This is a genomic window from Sodalis sp. RH19, from assembly GCF_047324215.1.
Classification (GTDB): Bacteria; Pseudomonadota; Gammaproteobacteria; order Enterobacterales; family Enterobacteriaceae; genus Acerihabitans.
In genome coordinates this window covers 4,799,598-4,819,199 of the sequence record NZ_CP178734.1, presented here as the reverse complement: position 1 = coordinate 4,819,199, position 19,602 = coordinate 4,799,598, and the positions used below count along the sequence as shown (strand labels likewise).

General features: G+C 60.9%; 14 protein-coding genes. 9 read left to right on the top strand and 5 right to left on the bottom strand.

The annotated features are described in order from the left end of the window. Nucleotides 1-10 precede the first annotated feature (10 nt). Nucleotides 11-2,626, bottom strand: coding sequence for an ATP-binding protein (locus tag ACL2XF_RS21680; protein WP_413723511.1), 2,616 nt, complete (start codon nt 2,624-2,626; stop codon nt 11-13). 152 nt (nt 2,627-2,778) lie between these two features. On the opposite strand from ACL2XF_RS21680, the gene ACL2XF_RS21675 reads away from it, so the two are divergent. From ACL2XF_RS21675 to ACL2XF_RS21660, 4 genes are all read left to right on the top strand, one after another. Next, nucleotides 2,779-4,290, top strand: a complete 1,512-nt coding sequence (locus ACL2XF_RS21675) for a sugar ABC transporter ATP-binding protein (RefSeq protein ID WP_413727516.1) — start codon at nt 2,779-2,781, stop codon at nt 4,288-4,290. A 9-nt stretch (nt 4,291-4,299) separates the two neighbouring features. Next, nucleotides 4,300-5,289: an ABC transporter permease subunit gene (locus ACL2XF_RS21670; RefSeq protein ID WP_413727515.1), complete on the top strand. Its 990-nt coding sequence runs from the start codon at nt 4,300-4,302 to the stop codon at nt 5,287-5,289. A 19-nt stretch (nt 5,290-5,308) separates the two neighbouring features. Then, nucleotides 5,309-6,250, top strand: coding sequence for an ABC transporter substrate-binding protein (locus ACL2XF_RS21665; protein ID WP_413721668.1), 942 nt, complete (start codon nt 5,309-5,311; stop codon nt 6,248-6,250). Between the two features lie 108 nt (nt 6,251-6,358). Beyond that, complete coding sequence (locus ACL2XF_RS21660) at nt 6,359-7,045, top strand: D-lyxose/D-mannose family sugar isomerase (protein WP_410013034.1); 687 nt, start codon at nt 6,359-6,361, stop codon at nt 7,043-7,045. Nucleotides 7,046-7,050: 5 nt separating this feature from the next. Here the strand turns inward: ACL2XF_RS21660 and ACL2XF_RS21655 are convergent, their stop codons facing one another. After that, the gene (locus ACL2XF_RS21655; RefSeq protein ID WP_410013033.1) at nt 7,051-7,797 is read right to left on the bottom strand and encodes a response regulator; all 747 of its coding nucleotides are present in this window, start codon (nt 7,795-7,797) and stop codon (nt 7,051-7,053) included. A 148-nt stretch (nt 7,798-7,945) separates the two neighbouring features. Between ACL2XF_RS21655 and mak the strand changes: the two genes are divergently transcribed. The 4 genes from mak (at nt 7,946) to ACL2XF_RS21635 (ending at nt 12,603) form a co-directional block, all read left to right on the top strand. After that, nucleotides 7,946-8,851 (top strand): fructokinase, encoded by a 906-nt coding sequence (gene mak, locus ACL2XF_RS21650; RefSeq protein WP_410013032.1) that lies wholly within the window; start codon nt 7,946-7,948, stop codon nt 8,849-8,851. A gap of 80 nt (nt 8,852-8,931) precedes the next feature. Beyond that, nucleotides 8,932-10,128 (top strand): inner membrane protein YhjD, encoded by a 1,197-nt coding sequence (yhjD, locus tag ACL2XF_RS21645; protein ID WP_413727514.1) that lies wholly within the window; start codon nt 8,932-8,934, stop codon nt 10,126-10,128. A 267-nt stretch (nt 10,129-10,395) separates the two neighbouring features. Continuing rightward, complete coding sequence (locus ACL2XF_RS21640; RefSeq protein ID WP_410013031.1) at nt 10,396-11,718, top strand: MFS transporter; 1,323 nt, start codon at nt 10,396-10,398, stop codon at nt 11,716-11,718. 126 nt (nt 11,719-11,844) lie between these two features. Then, a complete protein-coding gene (locus ACL2XF_RS21635; protein ID WP_410016689.1) occupies nt 11,845-12,603 on the top strand; it encodes a CDP-diacylglycerol diphosphatase in 759 nt (252 codons plus the stop codon). Nucleotides 12,604-13,680: 1,077 nt separating this feature from the next. Here the strand turns inward: ACL2XF_RS21635 and ACL2XF_RS21630 are convergent. Both ACL2XF_RS21630 and ACL2XF_RS21625 read right to left on the bottom strand, forming a co-directional pair. After that, on the bottom strand, nt 13,681-14,007 hold the full coding sequence (locus ACL2XF_RS21630; protein ID WP_413727513.1) for a hypothetical protein: 327 nt from the start codon (nt 14,005-14,007) through the stop codon (nt 13,681-13,683). Nucleotides 14,008-14,250: 243 nt separating this feature from the next. Continuing rightward, a complete protein-coding gene (locus tag ACL2XF_RS21625) occupies nt 14,251-16,614 on the bottom strand; it encodes an AsmA family protein (RefSeq protein WP_413727512.1) in 2,364 nt (787 codons plus the stop codon). Between the two features lie 252 nt (nt 16,615-16,866). On the opposite strand from ACL2XF_RS21625, the gene ACL2XF_RS21620 reads away from it, so the two are divergent. Then, nucleotides 16,867-17,808 (top strand): sugar kinase, encoded by a 942-nt coding sequence (locus ACL2XF_RS21620; protein WP_413721671.1) that lies wholly within the window; start codon nt 16,867-16,869, stop codon nt 17,806-17,808. 95 nt (nt 17,809-17,903) lie between these two features. Here ACL2XF_RS21620 and ACL2XF_RS21615 read toward each other — a convergent pair whose 3' ends face one another. Next, nucleotides 17,904-19,388 (bottom strand): M16 family metallopeptidase, encoded by a 1,485-nt coding sequence (locus ACL2XF_RS21615; protein WP_413721672.1) that lies wholly within the window; start codon nt 19,386-19,388, stop codon nt 17,904-17,906. Between the last annotated feature and the right edge of the window lie 214 nt (nt 19,389-19,602).

Below are 19,602 nucleotides of genomic sequence, written 5' to 3'. Positions count from 1 at the left end.
CCGTTAAGCATCACCCATGGCCGTTTAGCCTTGCGCCTAAGGCCTGCCGCAGCGCCTGGGCCAATTGCGCCAGGCTAAACGGCTTGCGCAGCAGCGTGACGGCGTCGGGCAATCCGCAGCCGTCGCGGCGCATATCCTGACCGCTGATAAGCAGGGTAGCCAGCGCCGGATTCGCCCGGCGGGCCAGGCGAATAACATCGGCGCCGCTGTGCGCGCCGGGCAGCATTAAATCGCTAATCAGCAGGGCGATATCCGGCGTGCGCCCGAGCAGCATCAGGGCCTCGGCGCTGTCGCCGGTGGCGAGCGTCAGGTATCCCAACTGATGCAGCTGTTCGCGCAGGGTTTCGCGCACATCGTCCTGATCGTCAAGGATCAGCACCAGCAAGTCCTCGCGCGCCTCGGGAGCGGGTTCGGCCGGCGGCGCCGGGACCGGGGTCGCGGCCGGCGCGCGCGGCAGTTGCAGGCGCACCAGCGTGCCGGCGCCCGGTGACGATTCAATCTGCACCCGGCCGCCGGACTGGCGGATAAAGCCATAGACCATCGACAGCCCCAGGCCGCTGCCGCTGCCGACCGTTTTGGTGGTGAAAAAGGGCTCGAATACCTGCGATTGCACCTCGGCCGACATACCGCAGCCGCTGTCGGCGACCTCCAGCGTCACCATATCCTGCTTCCTGCCGCCGGCGCGCACCACCCGCTGGTTATAGGTACGGATAATAATTTCGCCGCCGCGTCCCTCCATGGCGTCGCGGGCGTTGACCACCAGGTTCATAATGGCGTTTTCCAACTGGTTGACATCGATCCAGGCAAACCAGCCGGGCAGTTGAGGCTCAAGCTTCAGCGCGAGGTTGACCGCAAGCGTTTGGCGCAGCAGTTCGCTCAGGTTATCCACCAGCCCGGCCAACTGCACCGCCTGGGGATGCAGCGCCTGTTTGCGGGAAAAGGCCAGCAGGCGCTGCGTCAGCTGGGCGCCGCGCCCGGCGGCTTTCAGGGCGCGATCGATGCGCTCGCCGTCGCGGCCGTCGCCGTTTGCGCACAGCTCAAGGCTGCCGATAATCACCGCCAGCAGGTTATTGAAGTCATGGGCCAGGCCGCCGGTCAGCTGTCCCACCGCCTTCATTTTCTGGCTATGGACCAGCGCCTGCTCCAGCGCCTTGCGCTCCGAGCGGTCCAAGACCACATTGACCATGCCGTGGCGCGGCACCGGGCTGAAACGCAGCTCGAGGATAGGGCCGTTTCCCAGGTGTATTTCCAGCGCGCGGGGTTGAAGCGCGCGCAGGTGGGCCGCCACCTCGCGCCAGTCGCGATAACCGGGCGCCTTTGCCTGGTTGCGGCCGAGGAACGCCAGCAATTCCCGGTAATGCTGGCCACGAAACAGCAGCGTTGCCGGCAGCCCCAGCAGCAGCGGGTATTGCGGGTTCCACACCACCAGGTGGCCGCGCCGATCGAACAGGGCAAACCCGTCGCGCATGGCCAGGAAGGTATTTTCCAGCTGGGTGCTTTTTTCTTTCAGCAGACGCGAGGTATGCTCCAAAGACGCGGTATTGCCGGCAAAGACGTTAAAGGCCCGCGCCAGATCGCCCAGTTCGTCGCGCCGGTGCAGTCCCGGCACGCTGACCTGGCGCTCGCCCCTGGCCAGACGGGACATGGCGTCGGCGATAACCGACAGGTTGGACCCCAGGTTGCGATAGATATACCAGCCGGCGAACAGGGTGATGACCAGCGACAGCAGGGCAAACAGGCCGATGAAATAGATGATTGACGCCAGTTCGTTATGCGTCTGGCGCATCCGCTCCCGCGACTCCCCCGCCACTTTTTGCACATACAGGTTGATATCGCCGTTCAGCATGCCGACCAGCGCCTTGATATGATAGGTGTAATAGGCGATGGCCAGATCGCTGCCGGACAGCTCGCGGCCCAGGGGGCCGAGACTGTGCTGGCTCAGCATAAATAACCGGATTTTATCGCCCAGCAGGGCGCTGGCGTCGCCGGCCGGCGGCCAGCCGGCCATCACCTGATCCAGTTGGATTAGCGCCGACCGGGGGCTGGTAGTGTGAATGGCGATATCCAGCAGGCGGTCGATTTCGCCCCTGAGGGCGACTGTCGGCGCCAACTGGTGTTCACGGGCCGCGATGGTATCAATCTGGCGCAGGTACATTTGGCACTGGTACAGCTCGCTCAGCAGCTGGTTGCGCTGCATATGCCGCTGATGGCCCAGCTCAAGCAGGCGGGTGACGCTGGCTTCCAGGGCGCCGCTGCGCCCGGTGATGCGCTCCACCAGCGCCGGTTCGCTCCCGGCCAGCGGCGATTGCGCCAACCGGCGCAGGGAAGATTGCAGCGCCAGCTGCGTTTGCGCCAGTCGCATAGCCTCGCTCTGGTATTCCAGCGCGCCCACCACCTGGGACAGGCGGATGGCGGCAATGGCCACGTTGGCGGTATCGCGTCCCAGCTCCATGCTGCCGGTCATTTCACTGAGGGTACGGGCCTGCATTTGTTCCTGCAGGTTGCCGGCATGGCGGAACCCCACGATCGCCACCACGCTGACCATCAGCGTCACCGCCACCACCAGCAGGTTAAACATCAGCAGGCGGCCCCGGGCGCCTGCCAGGATCGGCCTTGGGGAGAACAACGACGTCATATCAGGGCTCCGCGACGGGCAGGGCGCCAGTATAAAACCCATGCCGTGGCTAATTATGACAAACATGAACGACCGCTGACATTTTGCATTTATCTGCGCCTGCTTTACTGCGCCTATGACGGCTTAACGAAGGCGCCAACCGGATGACAGCTACCCCGATTCTCGAAATGCGCGATATCGGCAAACGTTTCGGCCATTTCCATGCCCTGAAGTCGGTCAACCTCAAAGTCTGGCTGGGCGAAATCCATGCCTTGATGGGGGAAAACGGCGCGGGTAAAAGCACCCTGATGAAAATCCTGGCCGGCGCTTACACAGCCACCAGCGGCGAGATCGTCATCGACGGCGAGCCCAGGCCGATTAAAAGCCCGAAAGACGCCCTGGCGGCGGGCATTACGCTTATCTACCAGGAAATGAATCTGGCGCCCAACCTGACGGTGGCGGAAAACATCTTCCTCGGCAGTGAGCTGGCGCGCGGCGGCCTGGTGCAGCGCGGCAAAATGGTCCAGGAGGCCCAGCAGGTTATCGATCGCCTGGGCGCCCAGTTTCACGCCACCGACCTGGTCATGTCGCTGACCATCGCCGAACAGCAGCAGGTGGAAATCGGCCGCGCGCTGCACCGCAACAGCCGCATCCTGGTGATGGACGAACCCACCGCCGCGCTCTCGTCCCGCGAAACGCAGCGCCTGTTCGAGCTGATAAAACGGCTGCGCCAGGAAGGGATGGCCATTATCTATATCAGCCATCGCATGGCGGAAGTCTATGAACTCTCCGATCGGGTCAGCGTGCTGCGCGACGGCCAGTATGTCGGCAGCCTGACGCGCGAGCAGCTTTCCGCCGCCGAGCTGGTGCGCATGATGGTCGGGCGGCCGCTAAGCGATCTGTTTAATAAGGACGTCCATATCCCGGTGGGCGATGTGCGCCTGGAGCTGCGGGATCTTACCGACGGCAAAAAGGTCAAGCCCGTCAGCCTGACGGTGCGTTCCGGCGAGATCGTCGCGCTGTCCGGACTGGTGGGCGCCGGCCGATCCGAGCTGGCGCAGCTGGTGTTCGGCGTCCATAAACCCACCGGCGGCGTCGTGCGCGTGGACGGCAATCCCGTCGCCATCCGCTCGCCGCGCGACGCCATTGCCCTGGGCATCGGCTTTTTGCCCGAGAACCGTAAGGAACAGGGGCTGTTCCTGGATATGGCCGCCCATGAAAATATCGTTATGCCGATCCTGGAGCGCGACGCGCGCTTCGGCCTGCTTAACCGGCGCAAGGGACTGTCGATTTCGTCCGAGGCCATCCGCGCGCTCAATATCCGCGTGCCCCACGCCCAGGTGCGCGCCGGCGGGCTGTCCGGCGGCAACCAGCAAAAGCTGCTGGTGTCGCGCTGGGTGGCGATCCATCCGCGCATCCTGATCCTTGACGAGCCGACGCGCGGGGTGGACGTGGGCGCCAAAAGCGAGATCTATCGCATGATGGGACAAATGGCGCAGCAGGGCGTAGCCATTTTAATGATCTCCAGCGAACTGCCTGAGGTGGTCGGGATGAGCGATCGCGTATACGTGATGTGTGAGGGCCGACTGGCAGGGGAGCTCAGCCGCGGCGAGATTTCGCAGGAAAATATCATGACGCTGGCCACCGGCGTCGCACTGACAACGTCGTCCGTTTAAGGAGCCGCCATGGCCACCAATTCCGCTACCCCCGAGGCCACGCCGGCCGCCGCCAAACGGCCCTGGCTGAACGACCTGATGCAAACTGTCGGCATCCTGCCGATACTGGTGCTGATCGTGGCGATTTTCGGCTTTGTCGCGCCCAATTTCTTCACCGACAGCAACCTGCTGAATATCGCCCGCCAGGCTTCCATAAACATCGTCCTGGCGGCCGGGATGACCTTTATTATCCTGACCGGCGGCATCGATCTGTCGGTGGGGTCAATGCTTGGCGCCACGGCGGTGGTGGCCATGGTGGTCTCGCTCAATCCGGCGCTGGCCTGGCTGTCGATTCCGCTGGCGCTGCTGGCGGGGCTGGGCATGGGGCTGTTCAACGGCATCCTGGTGGCCTACGCCGGCCTGCCGCCGTTTATCGTCACCCTCGGCACCTATACCGCGCTGCGCGGCGCCGCCTACCTGCTGGCGGACGGCACCACGGTGATCAATTCCTATATCAATTTCGAATGGATCGGCAATTCCTACCTGGGGCCGGTGCCCTGGCTGATTATCATTGCCCTGGCGGTGATTGCGGTGTGCTGGTTTATCCTCAGGCGCACCACCCTCGGCGTGCATATCTACGCGGTGGGCGGCAATATGCAGGCGGCGCGCCTGACCGGCATCCGGGTCAGCTTTGTGCTGCTGTTCGTCTATGCCGCCAGCGGCCTGCTTTCCGGCCTGGGCGGATTGATGAGCGCCTCCAGGCTCTACAGCGCCAACGGCAACCTGGGCATGGGGTATGAGCTGGACGCCATTGCCGCGGTGATCCTCGGCGGCACCAGTTTTGTCGGCGGCATCGGCACCATCACCGGCACGCTGGTGGGGGCGCTGATTATCGCCACGCTTAACAACGGCATGACGCTGATGGGCGTCTCCTATTTCTGGCAGCTGGTGATCAAAGGGGCGGTGATCATCATAGCGGTGCTGATTGACAAATACCGTACCCGACATCATCAGGCATAACCCATACCGGAGAGAAACCATGCGATTTAATCCTGTTTATACCGCGTTGCTGACGGCGGCCATGCTGACCGTCGCCCCCCTGGCGCAGGCCAAGGATCTGAAGGCCATCGGCGTAACGGTGGGCGATCTCGCCAACCCGTTTTTTGTCCAGATAACCAAAGGGGCGGAAATGAAAGCCCGGGAACTGGCCGGTGATAAAGTTAACGTGACGCTGGTGTCCAGCGGCTACGATCTGGGCCAGCAGGTGGGGCAAATCGATAATTTCATCGCCGCCAAGGTCGATATGATTATCCTGAACGCGGCGGATTCCAAAGGCATAGGTCCGGCGGTGAAACGCGCTCAGGCCGCGGGCATCGTGGTGGTGGCGGTCGATGTGGCGGCCGAGGGGGCCGACGCCACTATCACTTCCAACAATACGCAGGCCGGAGAACTGGCCTGCCAATACATTACCGATAAGCTGAAAGGCAAAGGCCAGGTGGTGATTGTTAACGGCCCGCCGGTGTCCGCGGTGCAAAACAGGGTGGAAGGCTGTATGAACGAGCTGAAAAAACACCCGGATATCAAACTGCTGTCCTATAACCAGAATGCCAAGGGCAGCCGCGAGGGAGGATTGGAAGTGATGACCTCGCTGCTGGCGGCCAACCCGCATATCGACGCGGTCTTCGCCATTAACGACCCGACGGCCATCGGCGCCGATCTGGCCGCCAAGCAGGCCCAGCGTAAAGAGTTCTTTATCGTCGGCGTCGACGGCTCGCCGGACGGCGAGGAAGCGCTGAAACGCGAAAACTCGCTGTTTGTCGCCACGCCGGCCCAGGATCCGCAGGTCATGGCCGCCAAGGCGGTGGAAATCGGTTATGACATTTTACAAGGCAAGCCGGCACCCAAGGACCCGGTGCTGATCCCGGTGAAAATGATCGATCGCAACAATGTCGGCAGCTACAAGGGCTGGACGGTGAAATAATCCACAGCGCCGGCGGGCCGGCGCGGTCGACTCCGCGCCGGCCCGCCATCATCCTCCTATGGGCGGCGAGGTATCGCGCCGCCCGCTCCCGATGACAGCGGAGGCGATATGAAACGCTCTCAGGTCAACAGTATCCTGCAGCAGACCCAGCAATTTTTTGCCCGCAACGGCATGCATCTGCCGCCGTTTGCCCGTTTTTCCCCCCCGGACTGGCTGGCCCTGGAGCGCCGGCACTGGCGCGAGGTCTTTGATCTGCGCCTGGGCTGGGATGTCACCGATTTCGGCGGCGACGATTTTAGCCATACCGGCCTGACGCTGTTCACCTTGCGCAACGGCTCCCCCGACGGCGCGCCTTATGCCAAAACCTATGCCGAAAAAGCCATCCATTGTCGGGAAGCGCAAATCACGCCGCTGCATTTTCATTGGCATAAGCGCGAGGATATTATCAACCGGGGCGGCGGCAACCTGATGGTGGAAATGTATAACAGCGATGAGGGGGAACAGCTCGCCGCCTCGAAAGTGACGGTCGTCATCGACGGTTGCCGGCAAACCCACGCCGCCGGCTCCCGGGTGCGGCTGGCGCCCGGGGAAAGCATTTGCCTCACGCCCGGTATTTACCACAGTTTCTGGGGGGAGGAGGGTTATGGCGATGTGCTGGTGGGCGAAGTCTCCATGACCAATGACGACCAGCATGATAACCGTTTCCTGCGGGGACAGGCGCGTTTTAGCCCGATAACCGAAGACGAGGCGCCGCGCTGGCTGCTATGCAACGACTACCCCCTCTTACCGGCCTGACGCGCTCAGGCGGTCTGGGCGATGGCGGTATCGGCGCGCACCACATCGGCCGCAAACACATATCCCAGCCGGCGGATGGTGCGGATAAGCGTCGGCTGGTGGGGATTGGATTCTATCTTACGGCGCAGCCGCATGATCAGCACGTCGACGGTGCGATCGAAGACGTCCAGGGTTTCGCTGTGGGTCAGCTCCAGCAGTTGATCGCGGGTAAGCACTTTACGGGCGTGCGCAATCAGCGCCAGCAGCAGGCTGTATTCGCCCTGCGTCAGGACCACCGGGTCCCCGCCGGGATTAAACAGCGTGCAGCTGTCGCTGTCGAGCCGCCAGCCGTTAAACAGCCAGCCGTTGTGACGGCCGGCGGCCGGCGGCGCCATGGACGGCGAACCGCCGCGGCGCAGCACCGCCTTGATGCGCGCAATCACCACGCGCGGATGAAAGGGTTTGACGATATAATCATCGGCGCCCATTTCCAGACCGACGATGATATCGGATTCCGATCCCATGCCGGTGAGCATCACCACCGGCAAATGCGGCCGCAGGCGCTGGATCTGCTGCAATACCAGCAGGCCGTTGGTATCCGGCAGCATCAGGTCCAGCAGCACCAGCGCAATCTCCGGCGATTGCTCAAGCAGCGCCAGCGCCGACCGGCCCTGATGGCGGACGTGCACGGTAAATACATGCTCGCTGAGCATGTCGTTTAACAGTTCACAGATGGCGGGGTCGTCGTCCACGACAAGAATACTGGGTTTCATATGCCGTCTTCGCTGTGTTACGGGAATGATAATAGAGTGTACATTAAGCCAAATCGATAGCATGGTTCAGGATGTGGATGTGTGAGACGTCTCTCATGCCGCATCGGGGACGCGATGGCCGGCGGCGGATTAAATGGAGGAGGTGACAATGCGTATTGGCATAGATCTGGGCGGGACCAAAACAGAAGTGGTGGCGCTGGGCGAGGACGGACAGGCGATATATCGCCAGCGTATCCCCACGCCGCGCGACGATTATGACCAGACCCTACGCGCCATCGCCTCGCTGGTGGCCGGCGCCGAACAGGCCGCCGGCCGGCAGGGCAGCGTCGGCATCGGCATCCCGGGCACCCTGTCGCCGTATACCCAACGGGTGAAAAATGCCAATTCGGTCTGGCTCAACGGCCGGGAGATCGATAAGGATTTAACGGCGCTGCTGGGACGACCGGTACGCATCGCCAACGACGCCAATTGCCTGGCGGTATCCGAGGCCACCGACGGCGCGGCCGCCGGCGCCGCCACCGTGTTTGCGGTGATTATCGGCACCGGCTGCGGCGCGGGGCTTGCGATCAACGGCCGGGTTCATGCCGGCGGCAACGGCATCGCCGGAGAGTGGGGCCATAATCCCCTGCCCTGGCAGGACGGGGACGAACAGCGCCATGCCCGGGAAGTACCCTGCTACTGCGGCAAAACGGGCTGTATCGAGACCTTTGTGTCCGGCACCGGTTTTGCCGGCGACTACACCCGCCTGGGCGGGCCGCCGTCCACCGGCGCGGAGATTATGCAGCGGGCGGCGGCGGGGGACGCGCTGGCCGGCATGGCCGTCAGCCGCTATGAGCAGCGGCTGGCCAAGTCGCTGGCCCATGTGATCAATATCCTCGACCCCGACGTGGTGGTGCTGGGCGGCGGCATGAGCAACGTCGACCGCTTATACCGTACCCTGCCGGCGTTGATTAAAGGCTGGACGTTCGGCGGCGAGTGCGAAACGCCGGTGCGCAAGGCGGCCCACGGCGATTCCAGCGGGGTGCGCGGCGCCGCCTGGCTGTGGCCGGATTGATCCGCCCGTGCCGTTTTTAGCGATCCTTATCTATAATCAATTGCATGGCGAACTAATATCGCGATAGAGATGAGAGGATCATGGCTGAAAAATCGACGACATCAACCCCGTCCCCCGGGCAATCCGGCAGTTCGCTGTTCGGCAATATCCATACCGGCAACGAAAAGATTGATAAGGTGGCGTTACGTTCCGGCCGCCTGATCGGGAAAGTCAGCGCCTATCCGGCTGTGGCGCACGTGATCCGCGCCGTGGAGCGTTTTAACGACCGTATGGGCAGCCAGTTCGGCGCGGCGATCACCTATTTTTCCTTCCTGTCCCTGATACCCATTTTAATGGTGTCCTTCGCCGGGGTGGGGTTTTTCCTGGCGTCCAATCCGGATATCCTGACCAACCTGATTAACAAGATTGCCGACAGCATCAGCGACCGGACCCTGGCGGATACGCTGAAAACCACGGTCAAGACCGCCATCGCACAGCGTACCACGGTGGGTATTACCGGGCTGCTGATAGCGCTGTATTCCGGCCTGAACTGGATGGGCAACCTGCGCGAGGCCATCCGCGCCCAGCTGCGCGACGAATGGGAGCGCAATCCCCAGGATGAGGAAAAATTCTATCTTAAATACCTGCGCGATCTGATTTCGCTGATTGGACTTATCGTGGCGCTGATTGTCACCCTGTCCCTGACCTCCATCGCCGGCGCCGCCCAGGAAAGTATCGTCAAAGCCCTGGGGCTGGACACCGTTGAATGGCTGCGGCCGGTCATGACGGTGGTCACGCTGATAGTCTCGGTGCTGGCCAATTACCTGCTGTTTTTGTGGATCTACTGGGTCATCCCCCGCCATAAGCCGCACAGCAAAGCCATGTTCCGCGGGGCGCTCCTGGCGGCGGTGGGTTTTGAAATCATCAAAATTATCATGACCCTGACGCTGCCCAAGCTGGCCACCTCGCCTTCGGGGGCGGCGTTTGGCTCGGTGATCGGGCTGATGGCGTTTTTCTACTTTTTTGCCCGCCTGACGTTGTTTTGCGCCGCCTGGATAGCCACGGCAAAATACCGCGACGACGACACCCCCACGCCGCCGGGGACGAAAGCGCCTCCCGCGGCGAATCGCGGCCGGGACAATACCGGCGCCGGCATATCTTACGGCGCGCCTGGAAAACCGCCGGCGGCCCGGCGCCTCTGCGCCGCCCAGGTGGCATCGGGACAGGACCGCCTCTTGCCCTATCTAATGGTGCTTACCGCCGGTATAGCAGTGTATTATTTCAATAAAATGCGCTAAAGGCAGTTTATATTGCTGCTTTTAACAAAAATATAACCATAAACCAGCATATAACACTTACCCCGCCCTTTTATTTGCCCCCGGGGCAGGGTTAAACTCTGCCGGTTGGCGCTTATCACGGTGTTCTCTCTGCAAACAAGCGCCTGCGTCACATAATCTGCTTTTTGGCAGGCAAAGACGCCGGGTGGTCAAAAATACGCCATTGAAAATGCTTTTTTCTATGTCTAAGATGCCTTTCTTTTACGCATTTGATCAATAAGAAACAACATGCCAGCCTCCATCGCACCAGCCATCGAACCCAATGCGCCATCCGTCCCGGTAAACTCCCGGGGTAAAGTGATTGTGGCGTCGTTAATCGGTACCGCCATCGAATTTTTCGACTTCTATATTTACGCTACCGCGGCGGTCATCGTTTTCCCGCATATTTTCTTTCCGCAGGGCGATGCTACCGCCGCCACGCTGCAATCGCTGGCGACGTTCGCGCTGGCCTTCGTCGCCCGGCCCATCGGCTCCGCCCTGTTCGGGCATTTTGGCGATCGCGTCGGACGCAAGGTGACGCTGGTGGCCTCGCTGCTGACCATGGGTATTTCCACCGTGCTCATCGGCCTGCTGCCGGGTTACCAAACCATCGGCATCGCGGCGCCGATACTGCTGGCGGTGGCCCGTTTCGGCCAGGGCCTGGGGCTGGGCGGCGAATGGGGCGGCGCGGCGCTGCTGGCCACGGAAAACGCGCCGGCGCATAAGCGCGCGCTGTACGGCTCGTTCCCGCAACTAGGGGCGCCCATCGGCTTCTTTTTCGCCAACGCCATGTTTTTAGCCCTGTCCTGGCTGCTGACCGACGAGCAGTTCCTGAGCTGGGGCTGGCGTGTGCCTTTTATCCTGTCGGCGGTACTGGTGCTGATCGGCCTGTATGTGCGCGTCTCGCTGCACGAAACGCCGGTATTCGCTAAGATAGCCCTGGCCAAGGCGCAGGTACGCATGCCCATCGGCACGCTGTTCAGCAAGCATCTGAAAGCCACCGTGCTCGGCACCTTTATCATGGTGGCGACCTATACGCTGTTTTATATCATGACCGTCTATTCGCTGACCTACGGCACGACCCCCAAGCCGATTGGCCTGGGGATCCCCCGCAATGATTTTCTGCTGATGCTGATGGTCGGGGTCATCGGTTTCGGGCTGCTGGTGCCGGTGTCGGGCCAGCTGGCCGACAGCTTCGGCCGCCGGCGGACCATGATCACCGTAACCCTGATTATCATCCTGTTCGCGCTGGTTTTCCCGTCCATGCTTGGCTCGGGCAATATCTGGCTGGTAATGGCGTTCCTGCTGTGCGGTTTTACCGTTATGGGCCTCACCTTCGGGCCCATGGGCGCGCTGCTGCCCGAGCTGTTCCCCACCGAGGTGCGTTATACCGGCGCGTCGTTCTCCTATAACGTTTCCTCGATTATCGGGGCTTCGGTCGCGCCCTATATCGCCACCTGGCTGACCGCCAATTATGGTCTGTTCTATGTCGGCATCTACCTGGCCTCAATGGCGACCCTGACGCTGCTGGCGCTGCTGGCCACGCACGAGACTCGGCATCGGTCATTGTAGCTGTTAAAATAAGCGCGCCGGCAGTCAGGGGCCATCCCCCGGCCGGCTGGAGAATGACGGGCCGGATCCCCAGTGGTGCGGCCCGTTTTTTTTGATTATGCGAAAATAATGAGGGCTGTAATGAATATGCGGCGTAACCGATATTTCCTGCCGATACTGTTGCTGGTTATCGCGGCCCTTGGCGCCGGCGTCTATTACAGCCGCTTGCCCGGCGGCAACCCCGATGCGCTGTGGAAGATCGTCAGCCAGAAATGCGTACCCGGACAGCAAAAAACCGGACAGCCGGCGCCTTGTGCGCAAGTCAACCTGGCGGCGGGGTACGTGATACTTAAGGACCTGAACGGCCCCCTGCAGTATTTGTTGATGCCGACCGAAAAAATAACCGGTATGGAAAGCCCGCAGTTGTTACAGCCCCAGACCCCCAACTTCTTTTATGACGCCTGGCGGGCGCGGCACTATCTCGCCGAAAAACGCGGCGCGCCAATCCCGGACAGCGCCCTCTCCCTGGCGATTAATTCCGCCTCGGGCCGCACGCAGAACCAGTTGCATATCCATATCTCCTGCCTGCGTCCCGATGTGCGGCGCCGGCTTGACAGCGAAGCCGCCGCCCTCGGCAATGCCTGGCGCCCCCTGGGCGAACCGCTGATGGGGCATCCGTACCTGGCAATGCACGTTACCGCCGCCGAACTGGCGGCGCAGAGCCCGTTTCTGATGCTGGCGCGCGGCGTGCCGGACGCGGCGGATAACATGGGGCATTTTACGCTGGCCCTGGTGCCGCTGGCCGACGGCGGCTTCGCGCTGCTGGCCGGCGAGCGCAACTTGCTGCGCGGTAATCTGGCTTCCAGCGAGGAGATCCAGGATCACAACTGCGCCATCCTGCGCTAAGCGGACATGTCCGGGTCGCCCTTGGGCGGGATTTTCGCGTACAGCTTGCGGGGGAGGTTTATGTTGCCGCGGCGAGGGTTTCGCTGATGCTTGCGGGTGGGGTTTATGTTGCCGCGGCGGGATTTTCGCGTACGGCTTGCGGGTGGGGTTTATGTTGCCGCGGCGAGGGTTTTCGCGTACGGCTTGCGGGTGAGGTTTATGTTGCCGCGGCGGGATTTTCGCGTACAGCTTGCGGGTGGGGTTTATGTTGCCGCGGCGAGGGTTTCGCTTGCCATGCGTTAGGTTGTTTTATGCAGTGCCGGGTGCCGGCAAGCGACAAAGAGGCCGTAGCGCGACGGCCTCCTTGACCTCCGCGCGCCCGGCAGATCGTGCGCCGCTGCGCGGTGCCCGGCATCACCCATCCCGGCTTTTGGACCGCCCGGCATGCGTTCCAGACGCAAGCCGGGCTTTCGCCGCTCCCGGCGGCTCATCCAGCCGTGACGTGCGCCGCCGGCGCACTCTATGCCGGCACCACGTCAACACCATCGCCTGCCAGCAAAACAGCGTTTTGGGGTTCTTAGCGGTATGCGCTTACCGGGAAAGGTCTCAGTATTCATTTTACGCTAATGTTTACAGGCTGATGGCTAATGGCTGGAAGCGTAATGCTTAATGTTAAAACTCAAAACTCAAAACTCAAAATTGAATGATGAATGTCATATGGCATAACTGCATGACTGCATGACTGCATGACTGCATGACTGATAAGTCTCTTTCGGTATGCCTGCTTTTCGCTATGTCAGCGGCATTCCAGACCCGTTGCATTCTGTAATGGTTAACCGTATCCCGGCGCCAGACCTTATCCCAAGCATCAGCGCCGCTGTTGTTTCATAATATGCGGTGCGAACCGCGAAATAGGGACCGGCATAAAGCGCGCTGACGGCGCCTGTGACCCCGGCATGAGCCGCCGGGAGCGGCGAAAGGCCCGGTAGCGCCGGGAGCGCATACCGGGCCGGTGCATCACGGGGGCATGGGCGGCGGAAGGCATCGCGCAGCGACGCGCGACCTGCCGGGCGCGCGGAGGTCAAGGAGGCCGTCGCGCTACGGCCTCTTTGTCGCTTGCCGGCACCCGGCAATACATAAAGCAACCCGACGCATGGCAAGCGAAACCTCCGCCATGGCGACATAAATCGCCCCGCACACGACAAGCGAAACCTTCACCATGGCGACATAAATCGCCCCGCACACGACAAGCGAAGCCTCCGCCACGGCGACATAAATCGCCCCGCACACGACAAGCGAAACCTCCGCCATGGCGACATAAATCGCCCCGCACACGACAAGCGAAACCTCCACCACGGCGACATAAATCGCCCCGCACACGACAAGCGAAACCTCCGCCACGGCGACATAAATCGCCTCGCACACGACAAGCGAAACCTCCGCCACGACGACATAAATCGCCCCGCACACGACAAGCGAAACTCACACCGCGGCGACATAAATCGCCCCGCCAGCCGCAAACGAAGCCCCTAACGAGGCGACATAAACAGCGCGACATTTACTTCCCGGGGCGGCCAATATTGCCGGACCGCATCAGCCCCATCACGCGTCAGGACCGCGATCGCAAAATCTCCACTCGGCATATTAAAGGGAGAGCGTGCCACCCTGTTATTTTTTGTTTTTCATTTCCTGCAAAATCGGACCGCACTGATTCTCTTCACCGCCGCTGGGCGAAATCAACGCCAGCAGCGCCGCCGCCGGCGCCAGAACCGCGCCAAGCGCCACCGCCGCCGCCCCGCGCGCAATCAGCGGGCCGGGTTTTACCCCGGCGTCGGGGTTCTTAAAGGTGCCGCGCACATACAACGGCGAGCGCAATGTCACGATACGCATCCCTTTACTGTCCGGATTGATGGATAAATCCAGCCGTTCGCTGGAAAAATTAGTCGTGCCGGCAATATTAATGACCGCATTCTCCGTATCAAACACAAACAAGCGCGGCGTAGCCAACCCGTTACGCACCCCCAGGTCCGCCGCCGCGCAGTTAATCTTCACCGGTTCGTCGCCAAACAGTTTGCCGACCACATAGTTACCCACGTTCAGGCCGGCGATTTCCATCAGATTACGGCTGATAACGCCGTCGTTCATCAGAATACGCACATCGCCATTGGCGCTGCCCAACAGCGCGGCCACGGAATTACCGGTGCCGGTAAACTGCGCATCGCCGTTCAACTGCCCCATGCTGCTGCGCATGGCTTCCACGTCGGGGAACAACGCCTTAAGCTGCAGTCCGCGCGCGTGCAAATCCGCCCTGCCCCGCATCGGCGTCTTGTTGCCCTCAAGCTTAATGGTGGAATTCAGGTTGCCGCGCGCCATGCCAAAACGCAGCGGGTCAAGCAGCAGCACGCCGTCATCTAGCTTAACGTGGGTATAAAGATCGCTGATTGGCAGATTTTTGCCGTGTTCGATGCGCTTGCCGGTGAATTTCACATCCGCGTCCATGGTATCCCACTTGGCGGTATCGAATTTATCGTAGGGCAGCACCTTATCCGCCGGCTGTACCGACTGGGTTTTGGCTTTCTGCTTACCGCTTTCCGTGCCGGAATCCGCGCCGATAAGCGGCCCCAAATCGGCAAAGCGCAGTTCATTCGACACCACTTCCCCGGTCAGGGAAGGTCGCGGTTTACCCTGCACGAACTCCAGCGTGCCGTGGATATCGCTTGAGCCGATTTTGCCGTTAAATTTCTCATAGCGATAATGCCCGGCCTCCTTGCCCTGGAAATGGGCAATCAGGTGCCCGTCCGTTGAATACGGCGGTGAATCCGGCAATACGACACCGGTCAGGGCATGCAGATCCCCCAGGTTATCGCCCGCCAGCCGCAGCCGCAAATCCAGGCCGCCCAGGTTCATCGGATCTTCCAGCGTCCCCTGGATAGCGACCCGGGTCGCGCCGGAGCGCACGTCCGCCTGCAAAGGGAAGGGCCGGCTGGCGCTGCGCAGCGCCAGCATGCCGCCGATTTTACCGTCGCCGCTCAGGGGCTCGTTGTTATATTTCCCCGTCACCTTCCAGCCGAAGATATAGTCGTCGGTACGCCGCGCCGCGCCGCTGCCATCCGGATTGACGGCGGTATCGTCCTTGGCCGTTTTTTCATCGCCGCCGGACTTGGCCGCGGTATCGGCCTTGGCCGTTTTTTCATCACCACTGGACTTGGCCGCGGTATCGGCCTTGGCCGTTTTTTCAACACCACTGGACTTGGCGGCGGTATCAGCCTTGACCGTTTTTTCATCGCCGCCCGACTTGGCCGCGGTATCGGCCTTAGCCGTTTTATCATCGCCGCCGGATTTGGCCGAGGTATCATCGGCCTTGGCCGTTTTGTCGCCGCCCGCGCTGGAGGCGTCGCCCCGGGTGGTATTATCCTTGGTGCTGGCGCCGGCCAGCTCCGCGTAAGGGATAGGCTTGCCCAGCGGATTGACCGTCATATGAATGTCGGCCTTGGTTATCGGGTCGAGAAAGTCAATTTTCCCCTGGTCAAAGGCAATATCGTCCACCTTGAATGACCAGGCGGAAGGCGGCGTGTCCTGCTGCGGCTGATCGCTGTTGGCCAGGTTAAAGGTCCAGTTGTTCTTACCGTTGGCCAAACGCTTTAACGCGGCGTCGGGGCTGAAAAGAGTAATGCGCGGGAGGTAGATCTCCTTATGCAGCAACGCCAGCGGCGACAGACTGGCCTCCACCCGTTTCAGCCGGGCGGTATAATCGCCGGGCACGTCGGGCGGGTTGCCGAGTACCACGTCTTCCGCATGCAGATGCGGCCAGGGGATCCATGCCCGCCATCCCGCCTCGTCCCGCTGGCGCGACCACTGTACGCCCAGGTCGCCGTTAATGGCGAAGGGCCGGTGCAGCTCGGCGGTAACCTTTTCATTGATCGTGGGCTTCAGACGATTCAGATCGTACGTGGCGATAAAAATAACGATGGCAATCAATACCACCACTAAAAATAATACAATGCCTAAGATCGCCTTTTTCGTCCGGGTCATGGTGATAACATTCCTCATTAAACGGCCTTATGTCATTAATCATAGTTGAGGATTTCTGACCTGAGGCAGGATAATGATTGAATTTGTTACTGAAAATAGTGATTATCCCTGAACAAGGGTCCCCGCAGGGCGCGATCTAAGTCATGAAAAATTAAAACAACGTTTCAGTGCTATTGACGGCGGCGACCAATCTAGTGAGACTAAGTGCGTTAACCCCTTTCTATTCACTTTATTCATACAGGCTCGCAGTAAATGACAACCAAAAACATTGCCGTTATCGGCGAATGCATGATTGAACTGTCCGAAAAAGGCACCGATGTTAAACGCGGGTTTGGCGGCGATACGCTCAATACCTCGGTGTATATTGCGCGGCTGGTCACCTCGGGCGAGTTGGACGTACATTACGTCACCGCGCTCGGCACCGACACCTTCAGTGAAGACATGATCGGCGCATGGCGGCAGGAAGGGGTGAAAACCGATCTTATCCAGCGCCTGGATAACCGTTTGCCGGGCTTATATTATATCGAGACCGACGCCACCGGCGAGCGCACCTTCTATTACTGGCGTAATGAAGCCGCCGCGCGCTACTGGCTGGAAAGCGCGGATTCAGAGCGTATCTGCCGGGAGCTGGCGGGTTTTGATTATCTTTATTTGAGCGGCATCAGCATCGCCATCCTCAGCGCCGAAAGCCGCCAGCGCCTGCTGGCGCTGCTGAAAACCTGCCGGGATAACGGCGGCAAGGTCATCTTTGACAATAACTATCGTCCACGCCTGTGGGCGAGCAGGGAAGAAACCCAAAGCGCATATCGGGATATCCTCACCCACACCGATATCGCCTTCCTGACCCTCGACGATGAAGATATGCTGTGGGGCAAACAGCCGGTGGACGAGGTCATTAAGCGCACCCGCGGCTGGGGCGTGCAGGAAATTGTCATCAAACGCGGCGCCGAGTCCTGTCTGGTAACGACCCGGGAAGGGGAACTGCTGGACGTGCCGGCGATCAAACTGCCGAAGGACAAGGTGGTCGATACCACCGCCGCGGGCGACTCGTTCAGCGCCGGCTATCTGGCGGTGCGCCTGACCGGCGGCGACGCGGTCTCTGCGGCCAAATGCGGCCACCTGACCGCCAGCACGGTGATCCAATATCGCGGCGCCATCATTCCACGCGACGCAATGCCCGCAATACCTGCATAAGCCCATGATGCGTGAGGCGGCGAATGCCCTTTCCTGGCTATCGCCGCCATCATGCCCGCCGTTACCGCGTTGAAACCAGCCCCGCCCAGCCCGCATCAAGACGGCGGCGGGATATCCGTGACTTCCGGTTTGCTCTCATCGACGGCTGCCGGCTGCGGTCCCGGCGCCATGATATGCTCGTAGGTTTCCTGCAGCGCCTTCATATTCATTTCCGGCTCGCCCTTGGGCTGCATCAGCACCAGCGTGGCGTTTTGCGATAGCTGCGAGCGCAACTCTTCATTAAGCATCTGCAGCGTCAGCTTAGACAAAAACGCGTTGCGCAGCTTCTGGTACTGCTCCGGCGCGATATCCACCACGTCATTTTGCTGTGAACGCAGACGCTGGCTCATTAATATGTCGGTATCGGTACGGGCGTAAGTGGCGAACAGCGTGCCCAGCTCGCCGGTCTTGCGCGCCATAAGCGCGTCGAACTCCGCCTTGCTCAGGCCGTTATTGCGCAGGTTCGCCAGCTCATGGGAAACGAAGGTCAACGCGGCCGCCAGGTTGTCCATGGCGGTGTCCATATGCACGGCGCACTGGGAGCGCTGGTAATGCACATTACAATCGAAACGCAGGTTGGTCTGCTTCAGGTTGCTGTCTTGCATGGCCTGCTGGACATGCCAGAACAGCGCCTCGCGGGCCAGATCGCTGCGCCAGTAGCGATCCAGGGAGCGCGAATCGCGGATAGGCTGCCAGGGAGTATCCCATACCAGCTTCAGACTATCTTCTTTGGCGTCCTCGCTCATCAGGCTGACCGGCTGCGCCACCAGCGGCGACAGCGCCGGCAGCGTGGAAGGCGTATCGCGCTTGCCCTTCAGCGATGAGAACGTTTTGACGATCTGCTCGTTCAGCCCGCGATTGTCGACGTTGCCCACCACATACAGCGTCATGGCGTCCGGCGTATACCAGCGCTGATAGAATTGCTGCAACTGCTGGCCGCTCACCGGCGCGGCCGCCTGCCGGCTCGGATCGTGGGCCAGCAAGACCGACCCTTTAAGGCGGTAATGCCACCAGGGGCTGCCGGCATTGGCGGGGGCGGTCGCCACCGGATCGGCCCCTTCCAGGGCGGCATGCAGCGTGGTGGGATTAATGGTTAAATGGCCGCCGGTGTTCATCATCCATTTCAGCGCCTCTTTCAACAGCTCGGGGCGGCCGTTGGGCAGGCTCAGGCTGTAAAGCGTGTAATCGTAGGAGATGACGGCCGGAGGCTGCGGACGTTCGCGGTCCACGCCCTGTTGCCAGAGTGATTTCAGCTGCGCGGAGGAAAAGTTTTCACTGTGTGTCAACGCCAGGCGCGGAAGCAGGCGCGCAAAACCGGTCTGCTGCGCGTTTTCAGCCAGCGAACCGGTATTCACCATTAAGCGTAATTCAATACGATCGTTCGGCCGTTGCGGTGTTGCCAACACTTGCCAGGAGAAGCCATTACTGAGTTTACCCTGTTGCCAGGCGGGATCGGGTTGTAATGCTTCTGCCTGAACATTGCCACCCACCGTCGCCAGTAACACTCCACTCATGAAAAGACGAATTCCGGTGCCCTGCATGTGAACCCCTACTCAATAACTGCCTATTAAAATATGTAATCTCACTCAGACGGTTTACCGTGCGTTCCATCGATTAGTACTTTTTCCGTCGGAAAAAAGCGTGGCGCAAAGTGTACCATGTTGTTAGACCGCAGACCTTTGCGGATGTCACGGCACGGCATAAAATAGTACCGCCTGGGGTATAAACGAGATAAAAATAGGCGTAACAGGGCAT